The 19,796-nt window shown below is 46.9% G+C and carries 17 protein-coding genes; 9 read left to right on the top strand and 8 right to left on the bottom strand.

Going from position 1 to position 19,796, the window contains the following annotated elements; all coding sequences use genetic code 11:
* Nucleotides 1-21: 21 nt before the first annotated feature.
* A complete protein-coding gene (locus B9A32_RS15200; RefSeq protein ID WP_084070424.1) occupies nucleotides 22-369 on the bottom strand; it encodes an ArsR/SmtB family transcription factor in 348 nt (115 codons plus the stop codon).
* 365 nt (nucleotides 370-734) lie between these two features.
* On the opposite strand from B9A32_RS15200, the gene B9A32_RS15205 reads away from it, so the two are divergent.
* Nucleotides 735-1,349: a peptidylprolyl isomerase gene (locus B9A32_RS15205; RefSeq protein WP_084070426.1), complete on the top strand. Its 615-nt coding sequence runs from the start codon at nucleotides 735-737 to the stop codon at nucleotides 1,347-1,349.
* 153 nt (nucleotides 1,350-1,502) lie between these two features.
* On the opposite strand, the gene B9A32_RS15210 is transcribed toward B9A32_RS15205, so the two are convergent.
* The 4 genes from B9A32_RS15210 to modA form a co-directional block, all read right to left on the bottom strand.
* Complete coding sequence (locus B9A32_RS15210) at nucleotides 1,503-3,464, bottom strand: monovalent cation:proton antiporter family protein (protein ID WP_084070428.1); 1,962 nt, start codon at nucleotides 3,462-3,464, stop codon at nucleotides 1,503-1,505.
* Between the two features lie 661 nt (nucleotides 3,465-4,125).
* Complete coding sequence (gene modC / locus B9A32_RS15215; RefSeq protein WP_084070431.1) at nucleotides 4,126-4,842, bottom strand: molybdenum ABC transporter ATP-binding protein; 717 nt, start codon at nucleotides 4,840-4,842, stop codon at nucleotides 4,126-4,128.
* 7 nt (nucleotides 4,843-4,849) lie between these two features.
* Nucleotides 4,850-5,551, bottom strand: a complete 702-nt coding sequence (gene modB / locus B9A32_RS15220) for a molybdate ABC transporter permease subunit (RefSeq protein WP_084070433.1) — start codon at nucleotides 5,549-5,551, stop codon at nucleotides 4,850-4,852.
* Nucleotides 5,548-6,336 carry a molybdate ABC transporter substrate-binding protein gene (modA, locus tag B9A32_RS15225; RefSeq protein WP_084070436.1) on the bottom strand — a complete coding sequence of 263 codons (789 nt, stop codon included), beginning with the start codon at nucleotides 6,334-6,336 and terminating at the stop codon, nucleotides 5,548-5,550. Before modA ends, modB begins: the two co-directional genes overlap by 4 nt.
* A 273-nt stretch (nucleotides 6,337-6,609) precedes the next feature.
* On the opposite strand from modA, the gene B9A32_RS15230 reads away from it, so the two are divergent.
* The 7 genes from B9A32_RS15230 (at nucleotide 6,610) to B9A32_RS15260 (ending at nucleotide 14,389) form a co-directional block, all read left to right on the top strand.
* The gene (locus tag B9A32_RS15230) at nucleotides 6,610-7,722 is read left to right on the top strand and encodes a substrate-binding domain-containing protein (RefSeq protein WP_084070438.1); all 1,113 of its coding nucleotides are present in this window, start codon (nucleotides 6,610-6,612) and stop codon (nucleotides 7,720-7,722) included.
* 636 nt (nucleotides 7,723-8,358) lie between these two features.
* The gene (locus B9A32_RS15235) at nucleotides 8,359-9,501 is read left to right on the top strand and encodes an ABC transporter substrate-binding protein (protein ID WP_084070441.1); all 1,143 of its coding nucleotides are present in this window, start codon (nucleotides 8,359-8,361) and stop codon (nucleotides 9,499-9,501) included.
* 168 nt (nucleotides 9,502-9,669) lie between these two features.
* The gene (locus tag B9A32_RS15240; protein WP_084070443.1) at nucleotides 9,670-10,545 is read left to right on the top strand and encodes a branched-chain amino acid ABC transporter permease; all 876 of its coding nucleotides are present in this window, start codon (nucleotides 9,670-9,672) and stop codon (nucleotides 10,543-10,545) included.
* Between the two features lie 3 nt (nucleotides 10,546-10,548).
* Nucleotides 10,549-11,517, top strand: a complete 969-nt coding sequence (locus B9A32_RS15245; protein ID WP_084070445.1) for a branched-chain amino acid ABC transporter permease — start codon at nucleotides 10,549-10,551, stop codon at nucleotides 11,515-11,517.
* Nucleotides 11,477-12,349, top strand: a complete 873-nt coding sequence (locus tag B9A32_RS15250; RefSeq protein WP_332308524.1) for an ABC transporter ATP-binding protein — start codon at nucleotides 11,477-11,479, stop codon at nucleotides 12,347-12,349. The genes B9A32_RS15245 and B9A32_RS15250 overlap by 41 nt, the downstream gene beginning before the upstream one ends.
* 31 nt (nucleotides 12,350-12,380) lie before the next feature.
* Nucleotides 12,381-13,127: an ABC transporter ATP-binding protein gene (locus B9A32_RS15255; protein WP_084070448.1), complete on the top strand. Its 747-nt coding sequence runs from the start codon at nucleotides 12,381-12,383 to the stop codon at nucleotides 13,125-13,127.
* A complete protein-coding gene (locus tag B9A32_RS15260) occupies nucleotides 13,127-14,389 on the top strand; it encodes a phenylacetate--CoA ligase family protein (RefSeq protein ID WP_084070450.1) in 1,263 nt (420 codons plus the stop codon). The genes B9A32_RS15255 and B9A32_RS15260 overlap by 1 nt, the downstream gene beginning before the upstream one ends.
* Before the next feature lie 8 nt (nucleotides 14,390-14,397).
* Here the strand turns inward: B9A32_RS15260 and B9A32_RS15265 are convergent, their stop codons facing one another.
* The gene (locus tag B9A32_RS15265) at nucleotides 14,398-14,733 is read right to left on the bottom strand and encodes an inorganic pyrophosphatase Ppa (protein WP_084070453.1); all 336 of its coding nucleotides are present in this window, start codon (nucleotides 14,731-14,733) and stop codon (nucleotides 14,398-14,400) included.
* Between the two features lie 638 nt (nucleotides 14,734-15,371).
* Between B9A32_RS15265 and B9A32_RS15270 the strand changes: the two genes are divergently transcribed.
* Nucleotides 15,372-18,452 (top strand): PAS domain-containing hybrid sensor histidine kinase/response regulator, encoded by a 3,081-nt coding sequence (locus B9A32_RS15270; protein WP_170923857.1) that lies wholly within the window; start codon nucleotides 15,372-15,374, stop codon nucleotides 18,450-18,452.
* Here B9A32_RS15270 and dut read toward each other — a convergent pair.
* Nucleotides 18,449-18,889, bottom strand: coding sequence for a dUTP diphosphatase (gene dut / locus B9A32_RS15275; RefSeq protein ID WP_084070605.1), 441 nt, complete (start codon nucleotides 18,887-18,889; stop codon nucleotides 18,449-18,451). The two genes, B9A32_RS15270 and dut, sit on opposite strands and share 4 nt — an antisense overlap.
* Nucleotides 18,890-19,097: 208 nt before the next feature.
* The gene (locus B9A32_RS15280) at nucleotides 19,098-19,733 is read right to left on the bottom strand and encodes a flavodoxin family protein (protein WP_084070458.1); all 636 of its coding nucleotides are present in this window, start codon (nucleotides 19,731-19,733) and stop codon (nucleotides 19,098-19,100) included.
* Between the last annotated feature and the right edge of the window lie 63 nt (nucleotides 19,734-19,796).

Consider the following 19,796-nt stretch of genomic DNA (forward strand, 5'->3'; position numbering starts at 1 on the left):
TTAAAATCAAAAATAAGAAATTTAATTTTTTCCAACTATATCCTTGCGATCAATGTTCGGGAGAATTTTGTTCAAATGCTCAATTTCCAGGTCGTTGTCCAACCAGTGTCTGAGATTTCCTATCATACATGCAGAATATGGGGAGCCACTGCCATCGGAAAGTGAGTAGTTGACCCATAGCCCATCTTTAAAATTTTTTACGAGTTCAGCATCTTCAAGAATTTTTAGATGTTTGCTGGCTGTGGACTGGGCAATACCAAGCGTTTCTTTGATCTCACAGACACATAAAGGTCGAGATTGGAGTATTTTCATCATTTTAACCCTGTTGGGATCTGATAATGCTTTCATGACTTTAATAAATGTTTTCATGATTAGTACCCCCCTTGAATTTTTTTTGTCTGCCTATATTAAATCGTTAAAGTGGAATGTATTTGATGTGTGAATACATTGTCAAGATAAAAAAATAAAAAATGCGAAACTTTAGCGAGCAGTGTGGGGAGCACATTGCAGTTTCGATTTGAAGCAGTCTTTTTGCGGTATCTGTAATTTTAATAATGTGAATTGAGGGCTAAAATTTGGGTATGTTTGTCTTGACGCATGTTGCGAATAATTGCTACTTGGACAGTTTGAAAAAACTTGGTTGTCAAGTTTTCATCAAGCATACCACCTTTTTGTTGACATTAAATTCAGGTTCGCATAACACATCCATAAATTATTAATTCATGGAGGATTCAATGACAGCATTAAACAAATTGATTACCCTTACTCTGATTTCCATGGTGGCTCTTTTTGACATCGGCAGTGCGGATGCAGCAGATTTTTCCAATGCTTCCAGCGGTATTACAGCCGTCATAGAAACCAGCAAGGGTGAGATTCACTTGGAACTTTTTGATAACAAGGTTCCTTACACCGTGGCCAATTTTGTAAATCTGGCAAATCGTGGGTACTATGACGGTCTTAAATTTCATAGGGTTATCGATAATTTCATGATTCAGGGAGGGTGTCCATTTGGCACCGGACGGGGGGGGCCGGGCTATCAGTTTAAAGATGAAATCGTAAAGGGCCTTGTTCACAACCAACCCGGAATTCTCTCCATGGCAAATTCAGGCCGCAATACAAATGGAAGCCAATTTTTTATCACACACGTGAAGACTCCCTGGTTAAACGGAAAACACACCGTATTCGGAAAAGTCGTCTCCTCCAAAGAAATGGCGGTGATCAACCGGATTAGAAAAGGGGATAGCATTATTGCTGTAACCATTATGGGAAATACCGAACCTCTTTTGGAAAAATGCAGTAAAAAGCTTAAGAGATGGAACTATATCCTTGATAAAAAGTTTCCAAAATAAGCGTCGTAATTCGGCATGAAAACAAAGAAAATGTTGTTATCCGGCGTTATCCTTGTGATTATTACCATGCCAATTTTTTGAATAGCTTTTCAAGGTAACAGCCCCTGTAGATATGATTATTTTTTAATATGTTTTTTGTGTTGCTGAAGAATTTTATACATTTTCAGCTATTTTTTTGAACTCGTTTCGCTCCTCTTGATTTCCAACAACCGCCACCAGATCCCCTTCCTGGAAAGCGTAATCGGCTTTTGGGTTGGAGTGAAATGTTTTCCCTTGCTGGATAATCCCCACAACCGATGCCCCGGTTTTGGTGCGAACCGCAGCATCTTTAATGCTTTTTTTGATGAGGCTGCTTCCAGGCATGAGGGTAACCCACGATATTTCAAGAATGTTTTTTATATTATCCAGTTTTGTCAGAAGCTGACGATCAGCATTTGATTGATAAATCGGAGCATAGGTTTTTTGCCGGACGGCATCGGTATATTGTTGAATGACAGATACGGGGAATTCCAGATGGAGAAGCGACTGCCTTGCGATTTCCAGCCCAGCCTCCATCTCCGGCAGTACTGCCATATAAACCCCTTTTTCATATAATGCCCGGGCATGATCAGGCCCTGTGGCCCGTACAATGATATGCAGCCCTGCCCTGGCATGTAGGGTTTGTTCCACAATGGATTGGGAAATAACAACAGAAGCCGTAGTAATAAGCAAAAGTCTGGCAGCGTGCAATTGAGCCGCTTCAATCACCGTTGCCTGGGTCATGTCCCCATAAATAACCGGGTGGTTTGCCGCTTTGCATTCAAGCATGCGCTGGTGATTGAATTCAATGATAACAAAGGGCAGATGCAGTTGTGATAAAATCTGGGCAATGTGTTGGCCCACCCGTCCGCCACCGACAATGACAACATGATCTTTAAGGCCGGAATCAGGTATGTTTTCTGTCTGTAACGGTTCATATTGAAATAAGCGTTTTTTAAATTTATACAGAGGCGCTGCCATGGCCGATGCAAAGGGGGTGAGCATCATGCTTAACACCGATAGAGCAAGGACAAGAGAGTAAAGATCCTGGTCAATACCCTTTGTTTCAAGGCCCAGCCGGGCAAGAACAAAGGTAAATTCCCCCACCTGAAATAACCCCAGCCCCACGGCAATGGGAACAATATTGATATATCGAAACAACTTTGCAATGACGGAGAATAATGTTCCCTTGAAAATGCCAATGATAATGACCAGAGAAACAATTTGTACCCAATTTTCAAAAAGATAGGCAGGGTCAAGGAGCATCCCCACAGATGTAAAAAATAAAAGCCCAAATATATCCCGAAGAGGAACAATTTCACTTAATGCCTGGTGTCCGTAATCAGAGTCGCTTAAAACCATTCCGGCAACAAAGGCGCCAAAGGCAAAGGAAAGGCCAAAGAGATATGTGGCATATCCCACCCCAAGCCCTATGGCTGTGATGGACAAAATAAAGAGTTCCCTGGAGTTCCAGTTGGCAACGTGTACCAGCAGCCATGGAAGTATCTTTCTACCCAGATAAAACATCACCACCAGAAATACTATGGATTTGACAATGGCAACACCCAGAAGCGTTAAGCCCGATTCAGGGTTACTCAGTTGGGGAAGGATGATCATCATGGGAATAACGGCCAGATCCTGAACAATGAGCATGCCAATCATGACACGACTGGAAAGTGTTCCCACAAGTCCCCTGCTCATAAGGGTTTTTAGCGTTACCATGGTGCTGGAAAGGGATATTAAGGCGCCAAGCCATAATGCGTGGGGTGTGGATAAATCCAGATACCTGCCAATGCAAAATCCAAAAACCATGGTTAACACAATTTGCACAGGGGTTCCGAACAGGGCGATATTTCGCACCGGTTTTAACTCATTAAGGGAAAACTCCAGTCCCAGGGCAAAGAGAAGAAGGGCCACACCGATTTCTGCCAGAAGTTCAATTTCATGGATATCTCCAATAATCCCGGTGGTGTATGGTCCCACCACAATGCCGGCAAAGATATACCCTAAAATCAGCGGCTGCTTTATTTTTTGTGCAGCAAGTGCGCCAATTAAGGCAACAATGACAATAATAATAATGTCCGCAGCTACGCCCATCTGAAGAATCTCCTTATTAATGTGCTTAAAAGTTGGGCATCTTTCATATAACTTCAAAAGTAGTTTTCACTTTTGGGTCAAGTTTTCCCGGGAAATGGGTATCTCTGTCTGAAAAGTGTAAAGCAGGAATGAAGGATGCCAAAAGTTGCTGATCTTTTCATCTCATGAGTCCGAAATTCACATTTTTTATACCACATGGAATGTTTTCAATTTCAAAGATACAGATTATGTGGCGGCAAACTGGAGAACTTGTGACTGACGAGTTTTTATGATTTTGTCATACCATATTCTTTAAGCGCTGGCCATGGCGTATCTGAAAGCGCAGCCGGGAAGTGCTGAGGAGATCTTTGAAAGCTTGAGTTGTTTTTTTAGGGAGTCAGCCGTTTTCAATTTACCGTTTACCCGAAATTTCATCCATAAACATATCAATTTGGGTATGGTTAAATGGTAAATCAATAAGATCTGAGTCCCTTATCAGCCTGTTTGACGGCAAGGGACGTTGCAGATGAAAAATGCTTTTATGTGTTTAACACCTTTGCCAAATTATCACATGCTCTCCGGCCTAATGAAAACAATACCGTACATGGTACTTTAAAGCTATACCTCACACATCTGACAGTGTGTGGTTTAATCAAAAAAGAAATTGGCGAAGGTCTTGCTGTTATTCATTAACACACAATTTTGGGGCAATGGGTTGGGGGGGTAAAAGGGTTTCCAGATTTTCGGTGGGGTTTTTACTTTCCACAGTCTGCCCGGCTCTTAAAAGAATCACGCGGGAAGCCAGGGTAAGAATTTCATCCCGGGAGTGGCTGACATAAAGGATGGGCAGAGAAAACTCACGGCACATGCGTCGAATAAACGGCAGCACCTCCAGTTTGCGATCCTGGTCCAAGGATGCAAGGGGTTCATCCATGAGTAACATGGCAGGACTGCTTAACAGCCCTCTGCCGATGGCCACCCGTTGTTTTTCTCCCCCGGACAGTTTGGCAGGTCGTCTTTCCAGCAGATGCGCAATGCCAAGAAGCTCCACAACTGTATCAAACTCAATATATCTTTGGGATACCGGTACCTGTTTCATCCCATAGGTTAAATTACTCTTCACTGACAAATGGGGAAAGAGACGCCCATCCTGGAAAATGTATCCGATGCGGCGTTTTTCCGGTGCCAGGTTTATTTTTCTGCTGGAATCAAACAGTCGGCGTTCATTGATGACGATGTGACCTGCATCGGGGGGGGTGAGACCTGCCACCATATTGACAATGGAGGTTTTCCCGGCACCGGAGGGGCCAAATAGCGCAGTAACCCCGGAGTCGTTTCCTGTAAAACGGGCATTAACCTGAAAATCTCCCTGCTGTCGCTGGATGTCGATGTCAATCATGGATATTTTATCCTTTTATGTACCGGGCAAAACGTTTTGCCATGATCTCAGAAAAAACAAGCGCCACCATGGCAATGGCAATGGAAAGCACACAAAGCCGCATGGCCCCGTTCTCTCCTCCGGGCATCTGGGTTAAGGTGTAAAGTGCCAGGGGCAGGGTCTGTGTTTCGCCTGGAATATTTGAAACAAAGGTGATGGTGGCCCCGAATTCTCCCAGACTTCTGGCAAAGGCCAATATAAGACCCGTGATGATGCCCGGCACCATCAACGGCAGGGTGATGGTGAAGAAAACCTTTATTTGCCCTGCCCCCAGGGTTCTGGCGGCAAACTCCAGTCCCTGGTCCATTCCTTCAATGGAAAGGCGCACCGAACGTACCAGCAGGGGAAAGGCCATCACGGCTGCGGCAATGGCAGCTCCCTTCCAGTTAAAGGCAAAGGTCAATCCTGTGTATTTGTACAGGAATGCCCCCAGCACCCCCCTTCGTCCCAGCAGCACCAAGAGCAGATATCCCGTGACCACCGGAGGCAGTACCAGAGGCAAATGGAGCAACCCGTCCAGAACGCTTTTGCCGGGAAATTTCAATCGGGCCAGCACCCATGCCGCTGCAATGCCGGGGGGCAGGCTGCATAGCACAGCCCACCCGGATATACAAAGGCTCAGGCGCAGGGCTTCAAGCTCAATGTCCGTGAGGTGAAAAAAAGAGATCATTTTACACTGAAGCCATATTTTTTAAAAATATTCCCGGCTTCAGGAGAGCTTAAGAACAAAAGAAAGGCCCGGGCTTCCGGGGTCTTTTGTCCGGCAATGATGGCTGCGGGGTAGACAATGGCAGGATGAGAGTCTACCGGGAAGTCAGCAATGGTTTTCACCTTGGCAGAAATGGCTGCATCCGTGGCATATACCTGCCCCACCGGCACCTCCCCCCGGGCCACCAGGGCCAGGGCCGCCCTGACATCCTTGGAACGGACAATTTTGTTTTTGACGCTTTCCCACACCTTCAGGTTTTCCATGGCCTTTTTGCCGTAGATGCCCGACGGAACATGATCCGGATCTCCCATGGCCATGTGCCCGCTGCCGATGAGGGTGGCAAGGGGAAATCCTTTTTCAATGGTGACATCGGACAGGGTGCTGTCGTGGGGGGCGATGAGCACAAGGCGGTTGCTCAAAAGATTAAACCGGGTGCCGGGTTCTATTAACGCCTGTTTTTCCAGGTAATCCATCCATTTTTTGTTGGCAGAGATGTAAACCTGGGCCGGTGCGCCTTTATCGATCTGTCTTGCAAGGGTGGATGATGATGCAAAGGAGGTGACGGCTTTAATGCCCTTTGTCTGTGAAAACAGGGCGGCAATGTCTGTGACAGCATTGGTGGTTGAACCGGCACTGAAAACAATGACGGACTTATTTTGTGAAATGGCCGGTGAGGATGCCAGAAGTGTGATCAAAACTGAAAAAAGCCATGCCCGGCGTGGGAGTGCGTTTTTAAAGAAATTCATTTTTATTGCCTTGTTTTTTTGAGGAGGTATTTTATGGTTGTATTGTTTAAAGATATATTGACGTGTTTAAATTGCACGTTGTATGTAATTGGTCAAGCTTTTTTTCAGCCCGGGCAAAGCAGGATTTAAATATGGGTGATCTGTTTGCAAAAACAGCTCAGTTTCATTATCATGCTTTGTTGTGGGCAGAGCCGGATCAGAATATGGTCTGCTTTTAAACAGGCTTTGAAGGATTTGCCAAAACCACGAAACACACCATGGAGCGCTCAGAATATGTCCAGGACAAAAACCCAGATCACCTGCCATGTAAAGGCCCATCGCCAATCAAAAGGGTGGTCCCAGTCACAACTGGCAGACAGGATCGGTGTCAAAAGACAGGCCATTTATGATATAGAATCCGGGCGGTATCTACCCAACACAGCTGTTGCTCTTAAGCTTGCCAGGCATTTTGGCTGCCGTGTTGAAGATCTTTTTGTGGATGAGGCCCCCGGAGAAAAAGAAGCCGTGGTCATGGTGGGAACGCCCAATTCACAGCGAATTTCTGCAACCAGGGTCCGGGGACGGCTGGTGGGATTTCCCCTGAATGGACCCGGAACCATGGTGAATACCTTTACTTCTGCCGACGCCATTTTGTCCGACGACGGTTCCCTGGCAGAATTGTTGTGTCCCCCGGATTATCTGGAAAAGAGCATTCTTCTCATGGGATGTGATCCGGCCTTTGACATCCTAAGTTCCCATGTGGCACGCATTGCGCCGGATGCGCGGATCAATTGTCGTTTTGCCACCAGTCACCTGGCGCTGAAACGCCTGGGGCAGGGGTATACCCATATTGCCGGAACCCATCTGCACAATCGTGACCTCAAAGAATCCAATGTTTCCAAGGCTGTAGAGGCGCTTTCCGGTGACAGTGGTATTGTGGTGGGGTTTTCCATGATGGAAGAGGGCTTGATGGTGGCCCGGGGCAATCCCCTCAACATAAAAGGGTTGAAAGATCTTGTCCGGTCCGATGTTCGATTTATCAATCGGGATCACGGGGCCGCACTGCGGGTGCTTCTGGATGATCTTCTCCAGAGGGCCGGTATTCCGGAAACGGCTGTTAATGGGTATGAAAACCTGGCATACAGCCATACCCAGGGAGCCCGGGCTGTCAATTATAATCTGGCAGATGCGGCCCTGGGGCTGCGGGTGATTGCCCATGCCTTTGACATGGATTTTGTGACACTGGATGCCGTGCGCTGTGATCTTGTCATTCCGTCGGACATGATGGCGCTTGCCACAGTGAAGGTGATGCTTGATGTTTTACAGTCCAGAGCCTTTAGGCAGGAAATCGTGGCCATACCCGGTTATGAAACCGGAATGACAGGAAAAATCATCGCTAAAGTGTAATTCATTAAAAAAAGCTTGACTCTTTGGAAAAGGTTGCATAAGAATATGAGTAATATACATTTTTAAACAAGGATTTAGTGATGAACCGATATTTTTACTTTTTTATATTTACTTTTCTTAGTGGCTTTTATTTTACAAAGTCTGCTGATGGAAAGTATACGTAAAATATCGGAAAGATATAATGTGAATACAAACCATGGGCAGACTGAAGAACTCAGTGAACCCATGGTTTTTTGTTTTTAAGGGCTGTGGGTTTATACCTTCAGCCCTTTTTTTAGGCGGGTCCGGGATGGTTTTGACAGCCTGAATATTGATGGATATGGCTTGTCCGGTAATTTGATCCCTTAAAAAAATCTGGTAAAAGGTTCTGGTTTTAGTTGTCCCGGTTTTTGGGTTTTATTTCACATTTTAGTGTCCCTTGTAATCCTTCAATGCGCTTTGCACTTTGGAATGATGATGTCCTGAAAGTTGATGTTGTTAATTTCTATGGGTGTGAACGATTTCGGACATGTTTGAAAAATGGGTGATTGACGTGTAATTTCATGGGATTGCCGCCGATTCATCTTTTTTTACGCAGGTTCTTAGTGAAGGTGATCGTATTTTCAGTGAATACTTAAACGTAAGGAGATTATTCAAATGTTGTTACGAAAAACCACAATTGTTGTTCTGGCGATTTTACTTTGTCTCTCCCCGGCGGTGCTGCTTGCCAAGCCTGTGTATAAGATCGGGGGTATCTTTTCTTCCACCGGAAGGGCGTCTTTTCTGGGGGATCCGGAAAAGAAAACCATGGAGATGATGGTTGAGAAAATCAATGCCGCCGGCGGCATTGACGGGCACATGCTCCAAGCGGTGATCTATGATTCTGAAGGTGACCCTGCCAAGGCGGTGAGTGCCGTGAATAAGTTGATTCACAAGGATAAAGTCCTTGCCATTATTGGACCCTCCACAACTCCTACAACCCTTGCCATTGTAAATTTTGTGGAGCGTGCACAGCTGCCTTTGATCAGCTGTGCCGCCGGTGTGAAAATCACCTCTCCGGTGAAACCCTGGGTGTTTAAAACGGCCCAGAGCGACTTGCTGGCTGTGGCTGCTGTATATCAACACATTCAGGCCCGGGGTATAAAGAAAATAGGGATCATCACCGTGGCCAACTCCTTTGGAGAGAGCGGTAAAAACCAATTGCTGGCCCAGGCCCCGGATTTTGGCCTTGAAGTGGTGCAGGCGGAAAGTTTTGGTGCCAAGGACACTGATACAACGGCCCAGTTGACCAAAATCAAATCTGCAGCTCCGGAAGCCATTGTGTGCTGGGGGACAAACCCCGGTCCTGCAGTGGTGGCAAAGAATGTAAAGCAGCTTAAACTTGATATACCCCTGTACCAGAGCCATGGCGTGGCCTCTCCCAAGTTCATAGAGCTTGCCGGTGATGCTGCCGAAGGCATTATTCTTCCCACGGGAAAAATTCTTGTCACCGGGCTTTTGCCGGAAGATGATGTTCAAAAGAAAATTCTGGAAGACTACCAGGTTGACTACCAGGCGAAATACAAAGGCAATGTCTCTGGATTTGGAGGATATGCCTTTGATGCGGTGAATCTTCTTGCCAAGGCCTTAAAGGGCAGCAATGGGGATAAAAATAAAATTCGCCGGGCCCTGGAATCCATGGCACATCATGTGGGGGCAACGGGTGAATTTAATTTTTCTGCCCAGGACCACAATGGTCTTGCTCCCAGTGCTTTTGTGATGGTGGAAATCAAGGGCGGTACCTGGAAGCTTATTAAATAATTTTGCCCGGGGCAGATCCCCAATATGATCTGCCCGTGGCGGTTTATATGAAATACTGCGCAAAATCGGGGAGTATTTGAAGCTTCGTTGTGGGCAGAACCGCATCAGAATAAGGTCTGCCCGTGGCAGTTATATGAAACATATCAAGGATCAAAAACAGGAAAATCCATGCAGGAGATCATTCAATATCTTTTTTCCGGTATCACCACCGGAGCCATTTACGCCGTGATTGCCGTGGGGCTGTCCATGCTTTACAGCTCCACGGAGTTGATTAATTTTGCCCATGGTGAATTTGTAATGCTGGGCGCCATGGCCATTGTGACCCTGTGGGTTCACATGGCCCTGCCCCTGCCCCTTGCCTTTGCCGGGGCTGTGGCTCTGGGGTGCTGCATGGGGCTGTTGTTTGAGCGACTGGCCATTCGTACCGCCAGAACCCCCCAACCCATTGTGCTTGTGATCATCACTGTGGGGGCGTCTATTTTTTTGCGGGGGGTGGCCATGATCGTCTGGGGTAAAGATCCCTTTAGTGTTCCTGCTTTTTCCCGGCATGATTCCATTGAAATCGCAGGGGCGGCCCTGTTGCCCCAGAGCATCTGGATTGTGGGGGCTGCGGTGCTGCTGGCCGGTGGCATTCATTTTTTTCTTAAAAAAACCCTGACAGGCAAGGCCATGGTGGCCTGTGCCGTTAATAAAAAAGCGGCCTGGCTTACAGGCATTCCTTCGGAAAAAATGGGGATACTGGCCTTTGCCGTCAGTACGGGAAGTGGTGCCGTTGCCGGGATTTTCATTGCCCCCATCACCATGAGCAGCTATGACATGGGCACCATGCTGGGCCTTAAGGGGTTTTGTGCGGCCATGATCGGCGGGCTTGGCAGCTTGTGGGGGGCCTTTGCCGGTGGTATTTTACTTGGGGTTTTGGAGTCCCTGGGGGCAGGATTAATATCCTCCGGGCTAAAGGATGCCATTGCCTTTATCCTGCTCTTGTTAATTCTTTACATCTGTCCCGGAGGACTGTTTTCTGCAAAAGAGGCAAAGCGGTTTTAAATTATGGATGACAATAAAAAAAAACAATGGACTGAAAATACGATTTTTCTTGTGGTCATCCTGGGCTGCGGGCTGGGGGTGGACAACACCTATTATCTTCAGATCATGACCTTTATCGGCATTAATACATTGCTGGCACTGGGGCTTAACATGCTCATGGGATATGCAGGCCAGGTGTCTCTTGGGCACGCCGCCTTTTACGGCATTGGTGCCTACACCACGGCTATTCTTTCGGGAACATACGGAATTTCCCCCTGGGCGGCCCTGGTGTGTGCCGTTTCCTGTGCTGTATTCATCGCTTTTGTTGTGGGGCTTCCCACCCTGAAACTGTCAGGATACTATCTGGGCATGGGAACCCTGGGTTTTGGCATGATCGTTAATATTCTGTTCCGGGAGTGGAGCACCGTCACCGGCGGTTCTTCCGGCTTTGTGGGTATTCCCATGTTGGAGGCGGGTCCCGTCTCTTTTATGTCCGGCAGAAATTATTTTTTTCTGGTGTGGATGGTGGTTCTGGTGGCCGTTTTATTGTGTCGAAGGATTCTTTCCTCCCGCATGGGAAGGGCTTTAAGATCCATCCATGATGGAGAAAACGCCTCCCTTGCCGTGGGGGTGAATACCCATTTTTTAAAATTGCAGATTTTCATGTTCAGTGCGGCTCTGGGAGCTGTTGCAGGTTTTTTATATGCCCATTTTGTTATGTTCATCAGTCCTGAATCCTTTGGGTTCATGGTGTCTGTAAAGATGGTCACCATGGTGGTTATCGGTGGCATGGCAAGCGTATGGGGGGCTCTTCTGGGGGCTTCTCTTCTGACGCTTCTTCCCGAGGTCCTGCATGGATTTGCCGAGTATGAAATGATTATTTTCGGGTTAATTCTCATGGTGGTTATGATTTTTATGCCCCAGGGACTCACCCGGGGGCTTTTGGACATATATGAGCATTCAAGAAAAAGAGATAAGCGTCATGGTAACTGATAGTGTAAAAGCGTTTTCCAAACAAAGTCTCGGTTCATGTGATATTGAGTGCCCCAAAGATATCACCCGGTCCCATGATATTTTAAATGTGCGTAACTTGACCAAGATGTTTGGCGGGGTTACGGCCCAGGATGATATCTCCTTTTCCATTGAACCGGGCATTGTGTGTGGCCTCATCGGTCCCAACGGTGCCGGTAAAACCACCTTGTTCAACATGATCACCGGCATTTACAGGCCGGACAGCGGACAGGTGTTGTTCAATGGCAGACCCACCCGTAAAATGGCGGTGCATCAACTGGTAAGGGCGGGCATTGCCCGGACTTTTCAGCATGTGGAGCTGTTTGGTTCCATGACCTTGCTTGAAAATGTGTTGGTGGGCATGCATGTGAGAACAAAAAGTGGATTTTGGGGAGCCGTTACCCGCATGCCTTGGGTCATGAGAGAAGAGCGCCGGGCCCGGGAAAAGGCTATGGATCTGCTGGAATTCACAGGCTTGACCCAATATGCCCATCGACCGGCCGGAGACCTTCCTGTGGGCCGCCAGAAAATGGCTGAAATTGCCAGGGCCCTGGCATCGGAACCAAAGTTGCTACTTTTGGATGAACCGGCCGCCGGGTTAAACCCTGTGGAAACCGAAGCCCTGGGTAAACTTATCCAGCGGGTAAAAGAAAGGGCCGTTACCATGATGCTGGTGGAGCACGACATGAGCCTTGCCATGGGAATTTCCGATAAAGTGATTGTTCTTGACCGGGGAAAGAAACTGGCAGAAGGCTCCCCCCGGGAAGTGCAGAATAATCAGGCGGTGATGGAGGCCTATCTGGGCCGGGGATGACAAAACATCGAGAGCATTTTATGGGTAGACTATGTTGAGAATCAAAAATTTAAAGTGCAGCTACGGCAGTATCGTGGCCGTGCATGGGGTGAGCCTTTCGGTGAAAAAGGGGGAACTGATCTCCATCATTGGTGCCAACGGTGCCGGGAAAAGCACCTTGCTGCTGGCCATTTGCGGTCTTTTAAAAAACTGGGAAGGGGAAATTGTTTTTCAAGACAAAGACCTTAAGGGCATGTCCCCTCCGGCCATTGTTCGTTCCGGTATCAGCATGGTTCCGGAAGGGCGGCAGATTTTTTCCCCTTTAAGTGTCATGGATAATCTTAAAATGGGGGCATATACCATGTACCGCAAGGGGCTAAAATCCCAGGTGGAAGAAGATTTTGACATGGTCATGGAGATGTTTCCCATTCTCCGGGAGCGGGCCCATCAGCTGGCAGGGACCCTGTCCGGTGGAGAGCAGCAGATGCTGGCCATTGGCCGGGCCTTGATGGCACGGCCCCGTCTTCTGGTGCTGGATGAGCCATCCATGGGTTTGGCCCCCAAGATTGTGGAGATGATTTTCAATGTCATTACAACATTACAAAGCCAGGGGGTTACCATTCTTCTGGTGGAGCAGAATGCCCGGGCCGCCCTGAAAATTTCCCATCGCGGTTATGTGCTGGAAACCGGGAAAATGGTGCTCCAGGGAAGTGCGGATGAGCTGTTGGTGGATGATGATGTCAAACGGGCCTACCTTGGCCGGGATTATGGTGATTTTTATGACGGGAGGGATGCATAATGCTGGATATAAGTGTTGAAGAAAAAGAACAGCTCAAATTGGAACGACTACAGAGCACCTTGAACCGGGCCTGCAAGAATGTCCCCTTTCATCGCAAGCGGTTCCTGGAAAAAAATATTCTGCCCGAAGATATTGTCTCTTTAAAGGATCTTACAAAATTACCCTTCATGGATCGAACCCATCTGGGTACCCATTATCCCTATGGGTTATTTGCCGTGCCTTTAAGGGATATTGTACGTATTCACACGGCTCCGGGAACAGGTACAAACCCTTCCATCAGCGGGTACACCCGCACCGACCTTTTAATCTGGAAAAAACTGGTGGCCAGAAGTTTTGAAGCTGCCGGGGTGACCAGTCTGGATATTATTCAGATTCATTTGCCTCCGGGTCTTGCCAACTGGGGCAGGGATTATAAAGACGGAGGCGAGGCCATGGGTGCCGGAGTTATTCCAAATTCTCCCCTTTCCCTTAATAAAACCCTTATGGTGCTAAGGGATTACAAAACCACCACCCTTGTCACCACCCCGGCTTTTGCCCTGCAGCTCATGGATCACATGTTTGATCGGGAGCGCAATCCCAATGAACTGAATTTAAAACGGCTGATTCTGGTGGGGGAACCTGTGGAGGGAAAACTGGTGGCAGATCTGGAGGAAAGACTCCATGTGGATGTGTGGCTCAACTATGGTTTGAGCGAAATCCCGGGACCGGCCATTGCCCATGAGTGCCGCAGCCATTGTGACACCCACTGCTGCGGCAGCCATTGTGGGCTTCACATCAATGATGATCATATCCTGCCTGAGATCATTGACCCTGCCACAGGCACCCCTGTTCCCATGGGAGAAAAGGGAGAACTTATATTGACCACCCTGTCGGCCAGGGCCTTTCCTTTGATTCGATTTCGTACAGGGGATATGGCTCGGTTTGTGCCGGAACCCTGCGGGTGTTCGTCTCCTTTGATAAAACTTGAGTGGCTAAAGGAACGGGCCGATAATATGATCATTATCTCCGGTATAAAGGTATCCCTGGATCAGGTAAAGTCCACCCTTCAAAAGGCCCTGGCCGTGCCGTGCCCGGACTGCACTGTGGAGCGCATTCGCCGGGACGGCACAGAAACATTGGGGATTTCCCTGGTCATGGACGATGTTCTTTTTTCAGATGAAATCAAAGAATTGCAGCAGTTAATATCCCAAACGGAAAAACTCCTGGCCGAACAGGTGGGGGTACCCATTAAAATTTGTCTGGTTCAAAAACGGGTTTTATAATATAGCGATTAGTGGCTTTTAATGACATCCACGATAAAGGGGGTGCATCGGACCCCCACGCTTTGTTTCTTTACCCAGATGCGGGCCATGGACATGGATTCCCCTTCAAGGTTGGTAATGCTGGCAAGCTCTTCGGCAAAGGCAATATCTTGGATATTGAATTCATAATAAAAGGTATTGGGGGTAAAGGGGTCTGCAATGAGGATCACCTTTGACTTGTTGGTGGGATGTTTTTTGGGAGAGCCTGAAAAAGGGATGTGGTTGTGTTTATCAACATTCTGGGGTTTCTGGTAGGTCTGGATTTCAAACTTTTCTTTTAACTCAACAAGATTGGCAATGGCCATAATATTTCTCCTCAAATCAAATCTGAAAGGTCTTGTATTATTGTTTCTGTTGATGCAATGTCGTTTGGGGCGTAACTTTTTGCATCCAATGGGATGCAAGATTAATCTTCGAGAATATCAAAATCGGGCAATGCTCCTTGACGTATTCTGGACATAACACCATGTGTGAAATCCACAAAGGGATGCCTCCTAATGATATCTGTTCGTTTCATAGGAAGAGCCTGATCATCGAATGTTCACAATGAATATTTTGCCATATTCAAAGGCATCTGCCAAGGCCTTAAATTCCATGACAAGTTTTTTGTTTTTCCATCGCAAGACAGCTGCCATGGTGTGAGTTAGTTACCAAATATGTTGCTTTGAATTGTTATTGAACAGTGTCCCTTTGGGGATTGCTCTTTGAGAGTTATTGGCTCATAAACATAGGTATACGCCATTCTTTCATACACTGTCATCCATTTGCAATACTTTTATACATGGGATAAACTCTTTAAAATTAAGTTTGGTATGGGTATGAGGTGTTGTTGTTTTCCTCCATCGTGGAAGACTTGCAATAAAATTTTGGCACCATGATTTTGAGACACAGGTGAATCATTATGAATGGGAAGAGAGTAACACGTTCATCAACAAGAGTTGATATGAGATTTAATTGTTTAAATAATTCTCTTATTAATATTTTTAAAGTAAAATCCATTCGTATGATGATGTTTGTTGCCGTCATTGTTTTTGTCACCTTGATTGCCTTTGACCGTTTTTTTATTTATCCGTCCTTTATTAAACAACTGGGGCGGAATACTGAAAACCAGGCACTGCGCCTGGCCAAGCATTTGGCTCCGGATTTGCAGCACTGGTTCCTTGAACCGGAAAAATCTAAGGTTGACCAAGGTACCGTTGCAAAACTCAAACAGCTGCAAAGGGATTTTGACCTTTTTAAAATTGATTTTTTTGATAAAACCGGTCGCTGTTTTTATTCCACAACAAAAAAGGACATCGGCAGGTTTGTAAACGACGACTATTTTACCAATCTGGTGTCCCGGGGTAAAATTTTCACCCGCATGATTAAGAGAAAGGCCCTCTCCCTGGAGAAGATGTCTGTTGATACAAATGTGGTGGAAACTTATTATCCCATTATGGAAGGAGATCAATTCCTGGGGGCATTGGAGCTTTATTATGATGTCTCTGTTCAGATTAAGAATTTAAAAAAACAGGTCCTCACCTCCATGGCCCTGATGTCGGGTCTTGCCCTGGCCATGTCCATCATTATTTTACAGCTTCTTAAAAAAATGGCCGGTACCATGCTCAAAGAGCAGGAAACCCAGAAAGCCCTCATGGCAAGTGAAACCCACCATCGGGAGCTGGTGCAGGGGGTTAACGGCATTATTTTAAGATTTAACACAGATTGTCGCATTACTTTTTTAAATCGTCATGGTTTGAAATTTTTCGGATTCCGGGAAGAGCAGATTATAGGACGTCATGTTCTGAGTACCATTGCAAGGCATTCCGGTACCGATGCCGGTAATTTTGCCCAAATGTTTGAAACCCTTTGCAGGCATCCTGAATCACTTCCCCGGGATGAGAATTTATATATTGATAAAAAAGGCAATGAGACCTGGATTGCCTGGACCAACCAGCCCATCCGCAATGACCGGGAAGAGATTGAAGAAATTCTTTCCATCGGCATTGATATCACCCGGCAAAAAAAGACGGAACAGCATCTTCAGGAACTTCTGGAGAACACCATGCAGATGCTGGAGGCCATGCCCTTTGGGATTGTTATTGTGGGGAAAGATCGGATTATTCGCAGTGCCAACCGGGTGGCCCTGGATCTCATGGGCATTGAAGATGAGTCAGAGATTGTGGGAAAGGTGTGTCACAATCGCATTTGCCCGGCAGAGGATTGTAATTGTCCGGTACTGGATCTGGGCCAAATGGTGGACAGCTCCGAACGCATCCTTATTGGAAAAGACAATAAACGTATTCCCATCATTAAAACGGTGTTATCAACCACCCTGCAAGGCGAAAACGTTCTTTTGGAAGCTTTTGTGGATATTTCCGAATTAAACCAGGTAAGAGAAGAGGTTGGAAATGCCAATTTTAAACTGGAGATGGCCCTGGCAAAGGCCAATCGCATGGCAGAAAAAGCCGCCGTTGCCAATACTGCAAAAAGCGAATTTCTGGCCAATATGAGCCATGAAATCCGGACTCCCTTGAATGGCATCATTGGAATGACCCAGATTTTGATGGATACCGGCACCCTGGACAATGATCAGCGTCGCTATGCTAAAATCATCCAGAGCAGCGGAACCTCTCTTTTGAGTATCATTAATGACATTCTTGATTTTTCCAAGATTGAAGCCGGCAAGCTTGAAATGGAAATCATCCCCTTTGATTTGCGTCTGCTGTTAAGTGACTTTGCAGCCATGATGTCCCTTCGCATTGAAAAAAAAGGACTGGAATTCATCTGTGCTGCAAGTCCGGATGTACCGTCTTTGTTGCTTGGAGATCCCGGCCGTTTAAAACAGATACTGATTAATCTTGCGGGCAATGCTGTTAAATTTACCAAGTACGGAGAAATTTCTGTGCAGGTCACTTTGCACTCTGAAGATAAAACCCGGGTTATGCTTCATTTTGCGGTTAAGGATACCGGTATCGGTATTCCCCGGGATAAACAGGAACACCTGTTTGACAGTTTTACCCAGGCTGATACCTCAACCACCCGAAAATACGGGGGAACAGGGTTGGGGTTGACCATCTCCAAGACCCTTTGCCAATTGATGGGGGGGAACATCGGGCTTAACAGCAAAGAGGGTAGAGGCGCTGAGTTCTGGTTCACGGCGGAGTTTGAAAAACAAAAAAGCTGTCAACACCCTGTAAAGTCTGTACCAAAGGCAGATCTTAAGGGGGTGCGTGTCATGGTGGTGGATGATAACAAGACCAATCGTGAAATTTTATGTACCCAGCTCAATGCCTGGGAAATGGTTGCAACGGCTTATCCCGGCGGGGCAGAAGCCCTTGAAGCCTATGGGGCAGAGATCAAGGCCGGTCCTGCCTATGAACTGGCCATTCTGGATATGCAGATGCCGGACATGGATGGATTAACCCTTGGTAAGCTGATACAGGAAGAGACAAGCGTCCCCAACCCCCGTCTAATAATGATGACTTCGGTGGGCAGGGCCGGGGATGCCAAACGATTTAAAGATGCTGGTTTTTCTGCCTATCTTGTGAAGCCGGTGGGACAACTTGATCTCATGGATGCTTTATCCACGGTGATTTCAGGCCATCCCATTGAGAGGGAAGACCAGCCCATTGTCACCCGTCATACGGTGCGGGAAATGCGTCGTAAAAATATTCGAATTTTACTGGCCGAAGATAATATTGTGAATCAGCATGTGGCCTTGAAATTTTTGGAAAAAATAGGTCACACAGCGGTTGATACCGTGAAAAATGGCCAGGAGGCCGTCACAGCACTGGGCAAAATTGACTATGATTTGGTGCTGATGGATGTTCAAATGCCCAAAATGGATGGCATTGAAGCCACCCGGCGCATCCGGGATGTCCAGTCTGAATGTCTCAATCATGCAGTTCCCATCATTGCCATGACAGCCCATGCCATGCAAAGCGATCGAGATCGATGCCTTGAGGCTGGCATGAACGATCATGTCACCAAGCCGGTGAATCCCAAAATTTTGAGCGAAATTTTGGAAAAATGGTTGAGTTAGGCGTCGCCGGTGGACCCAAAGCCCCCCTCTCCCCGGGCTGTGTCTGACAGTGCATCTGATACCAGCACACGGGGACGCAGCACCGGCATAATAACCATTTGAGCAATTTTCATCCCAACGGTGATCTTAAATGTATTTTGGGAGTGGTTTATCAGGATCACACCGATTTCGCCTCTGTATCCCTGGTCAATGGTGCCGGGGGTGTTCAGGACGGTGATGCCGTTTTTATATGCCAGTCCGCTGCGGGGGCGCACCTGGGCCTCGGTGTTATCCGGAAGTTCAATTTTAATACCGGTTTTAATCAGTTTAAACTCCCCCGGTTCCAGGGTGAGCTCATCAACGGAAAAAAGGTCCAGCCCGGAATCATCTTCATGGGCGTACCGGGGAATGACGGCATGTTTTTGGGTTTTGGTAATTTTGAGTGTGGGTGGGGTCATAAATGCTCCGGGGATTTTTTTATAATCAAGTGTTAAGGACCGCAGATGAAATAACCTGGGCATAAATAGCGCAGCATTTTGTTTCATCTACAAGGCGTATTAAAGGTTTAATAGCTCCGCCCTATTGCCCTTTAATGCAACGCAGTCCATGGACCAAAAGGCAAGCTATTTCGCTCAAATTATAAAATCGACGGTCCTGAGGAATGGGTCACCGAATAAAGTTGGTCATGACTTTGGCAGGTGGCGCCGGTGCCGGAATTTCTTTTTTCCCCACTTCCATTACTTTCATCAACCAGGCCATGTTTTGCCCCAGTACCTCCATGATCTGTTTTCCTTCCCCATCCTGTTCCATTTCACCGGGGTTCATCCCATGGGCCACATTCCAATAGTTGGAATTGGGCATGACCATTTCTGAATAAATTATATAGTGATTGAGTTCGTCCATGGTGGGAACGCCTCCGGATCTTCGTACAGCAGCCACAGATGCCCCTACCTTGTGTCGATACAGGCTGTTATTGGTGGTGGCCACAAAAAAAGCTCGGTCCAGAAAAGATTTCATGGTACCTGCCACACCTGAAAAATATACAGGGGAACCTAAAAGAATACCATCTGCCTCTACCATTTTTTGTATCCAATCATTAACAGGATCATCCTTAATGACACATTGTTGGTTCTGTTTTTTGGCACAGGAAAAACAGGCTTTGCATCCCCGGATTTTTTCCTTTCCCACATGGATGAGCTCTGTTTCGATACCCTGTTTTTCGATTTCTGCCAATACGGTGTTAAGACTTCCTGCTGTATTACCCTTTTTTCGTGGGCTGCCGTTAAAAGCAACGACTTTCATGTTAATCTCCTTGAATTTATTGTTTAGGCCATTTGGGGACAATAATCATGCACGGCTGTTTGG

Origin of the sequence: Desulfocicer vacuolatum DSM 3385, assembly GCF_900176365.1 — a bacterium.
GTDB classification, from domain to species: domain Bacteria; phylum Desulfobacterota; class Desulfobacteria; order Desulfobacterales; family Desulfobacteraceae; genus Desulfocicer; species Desulfocicer vacuolatum.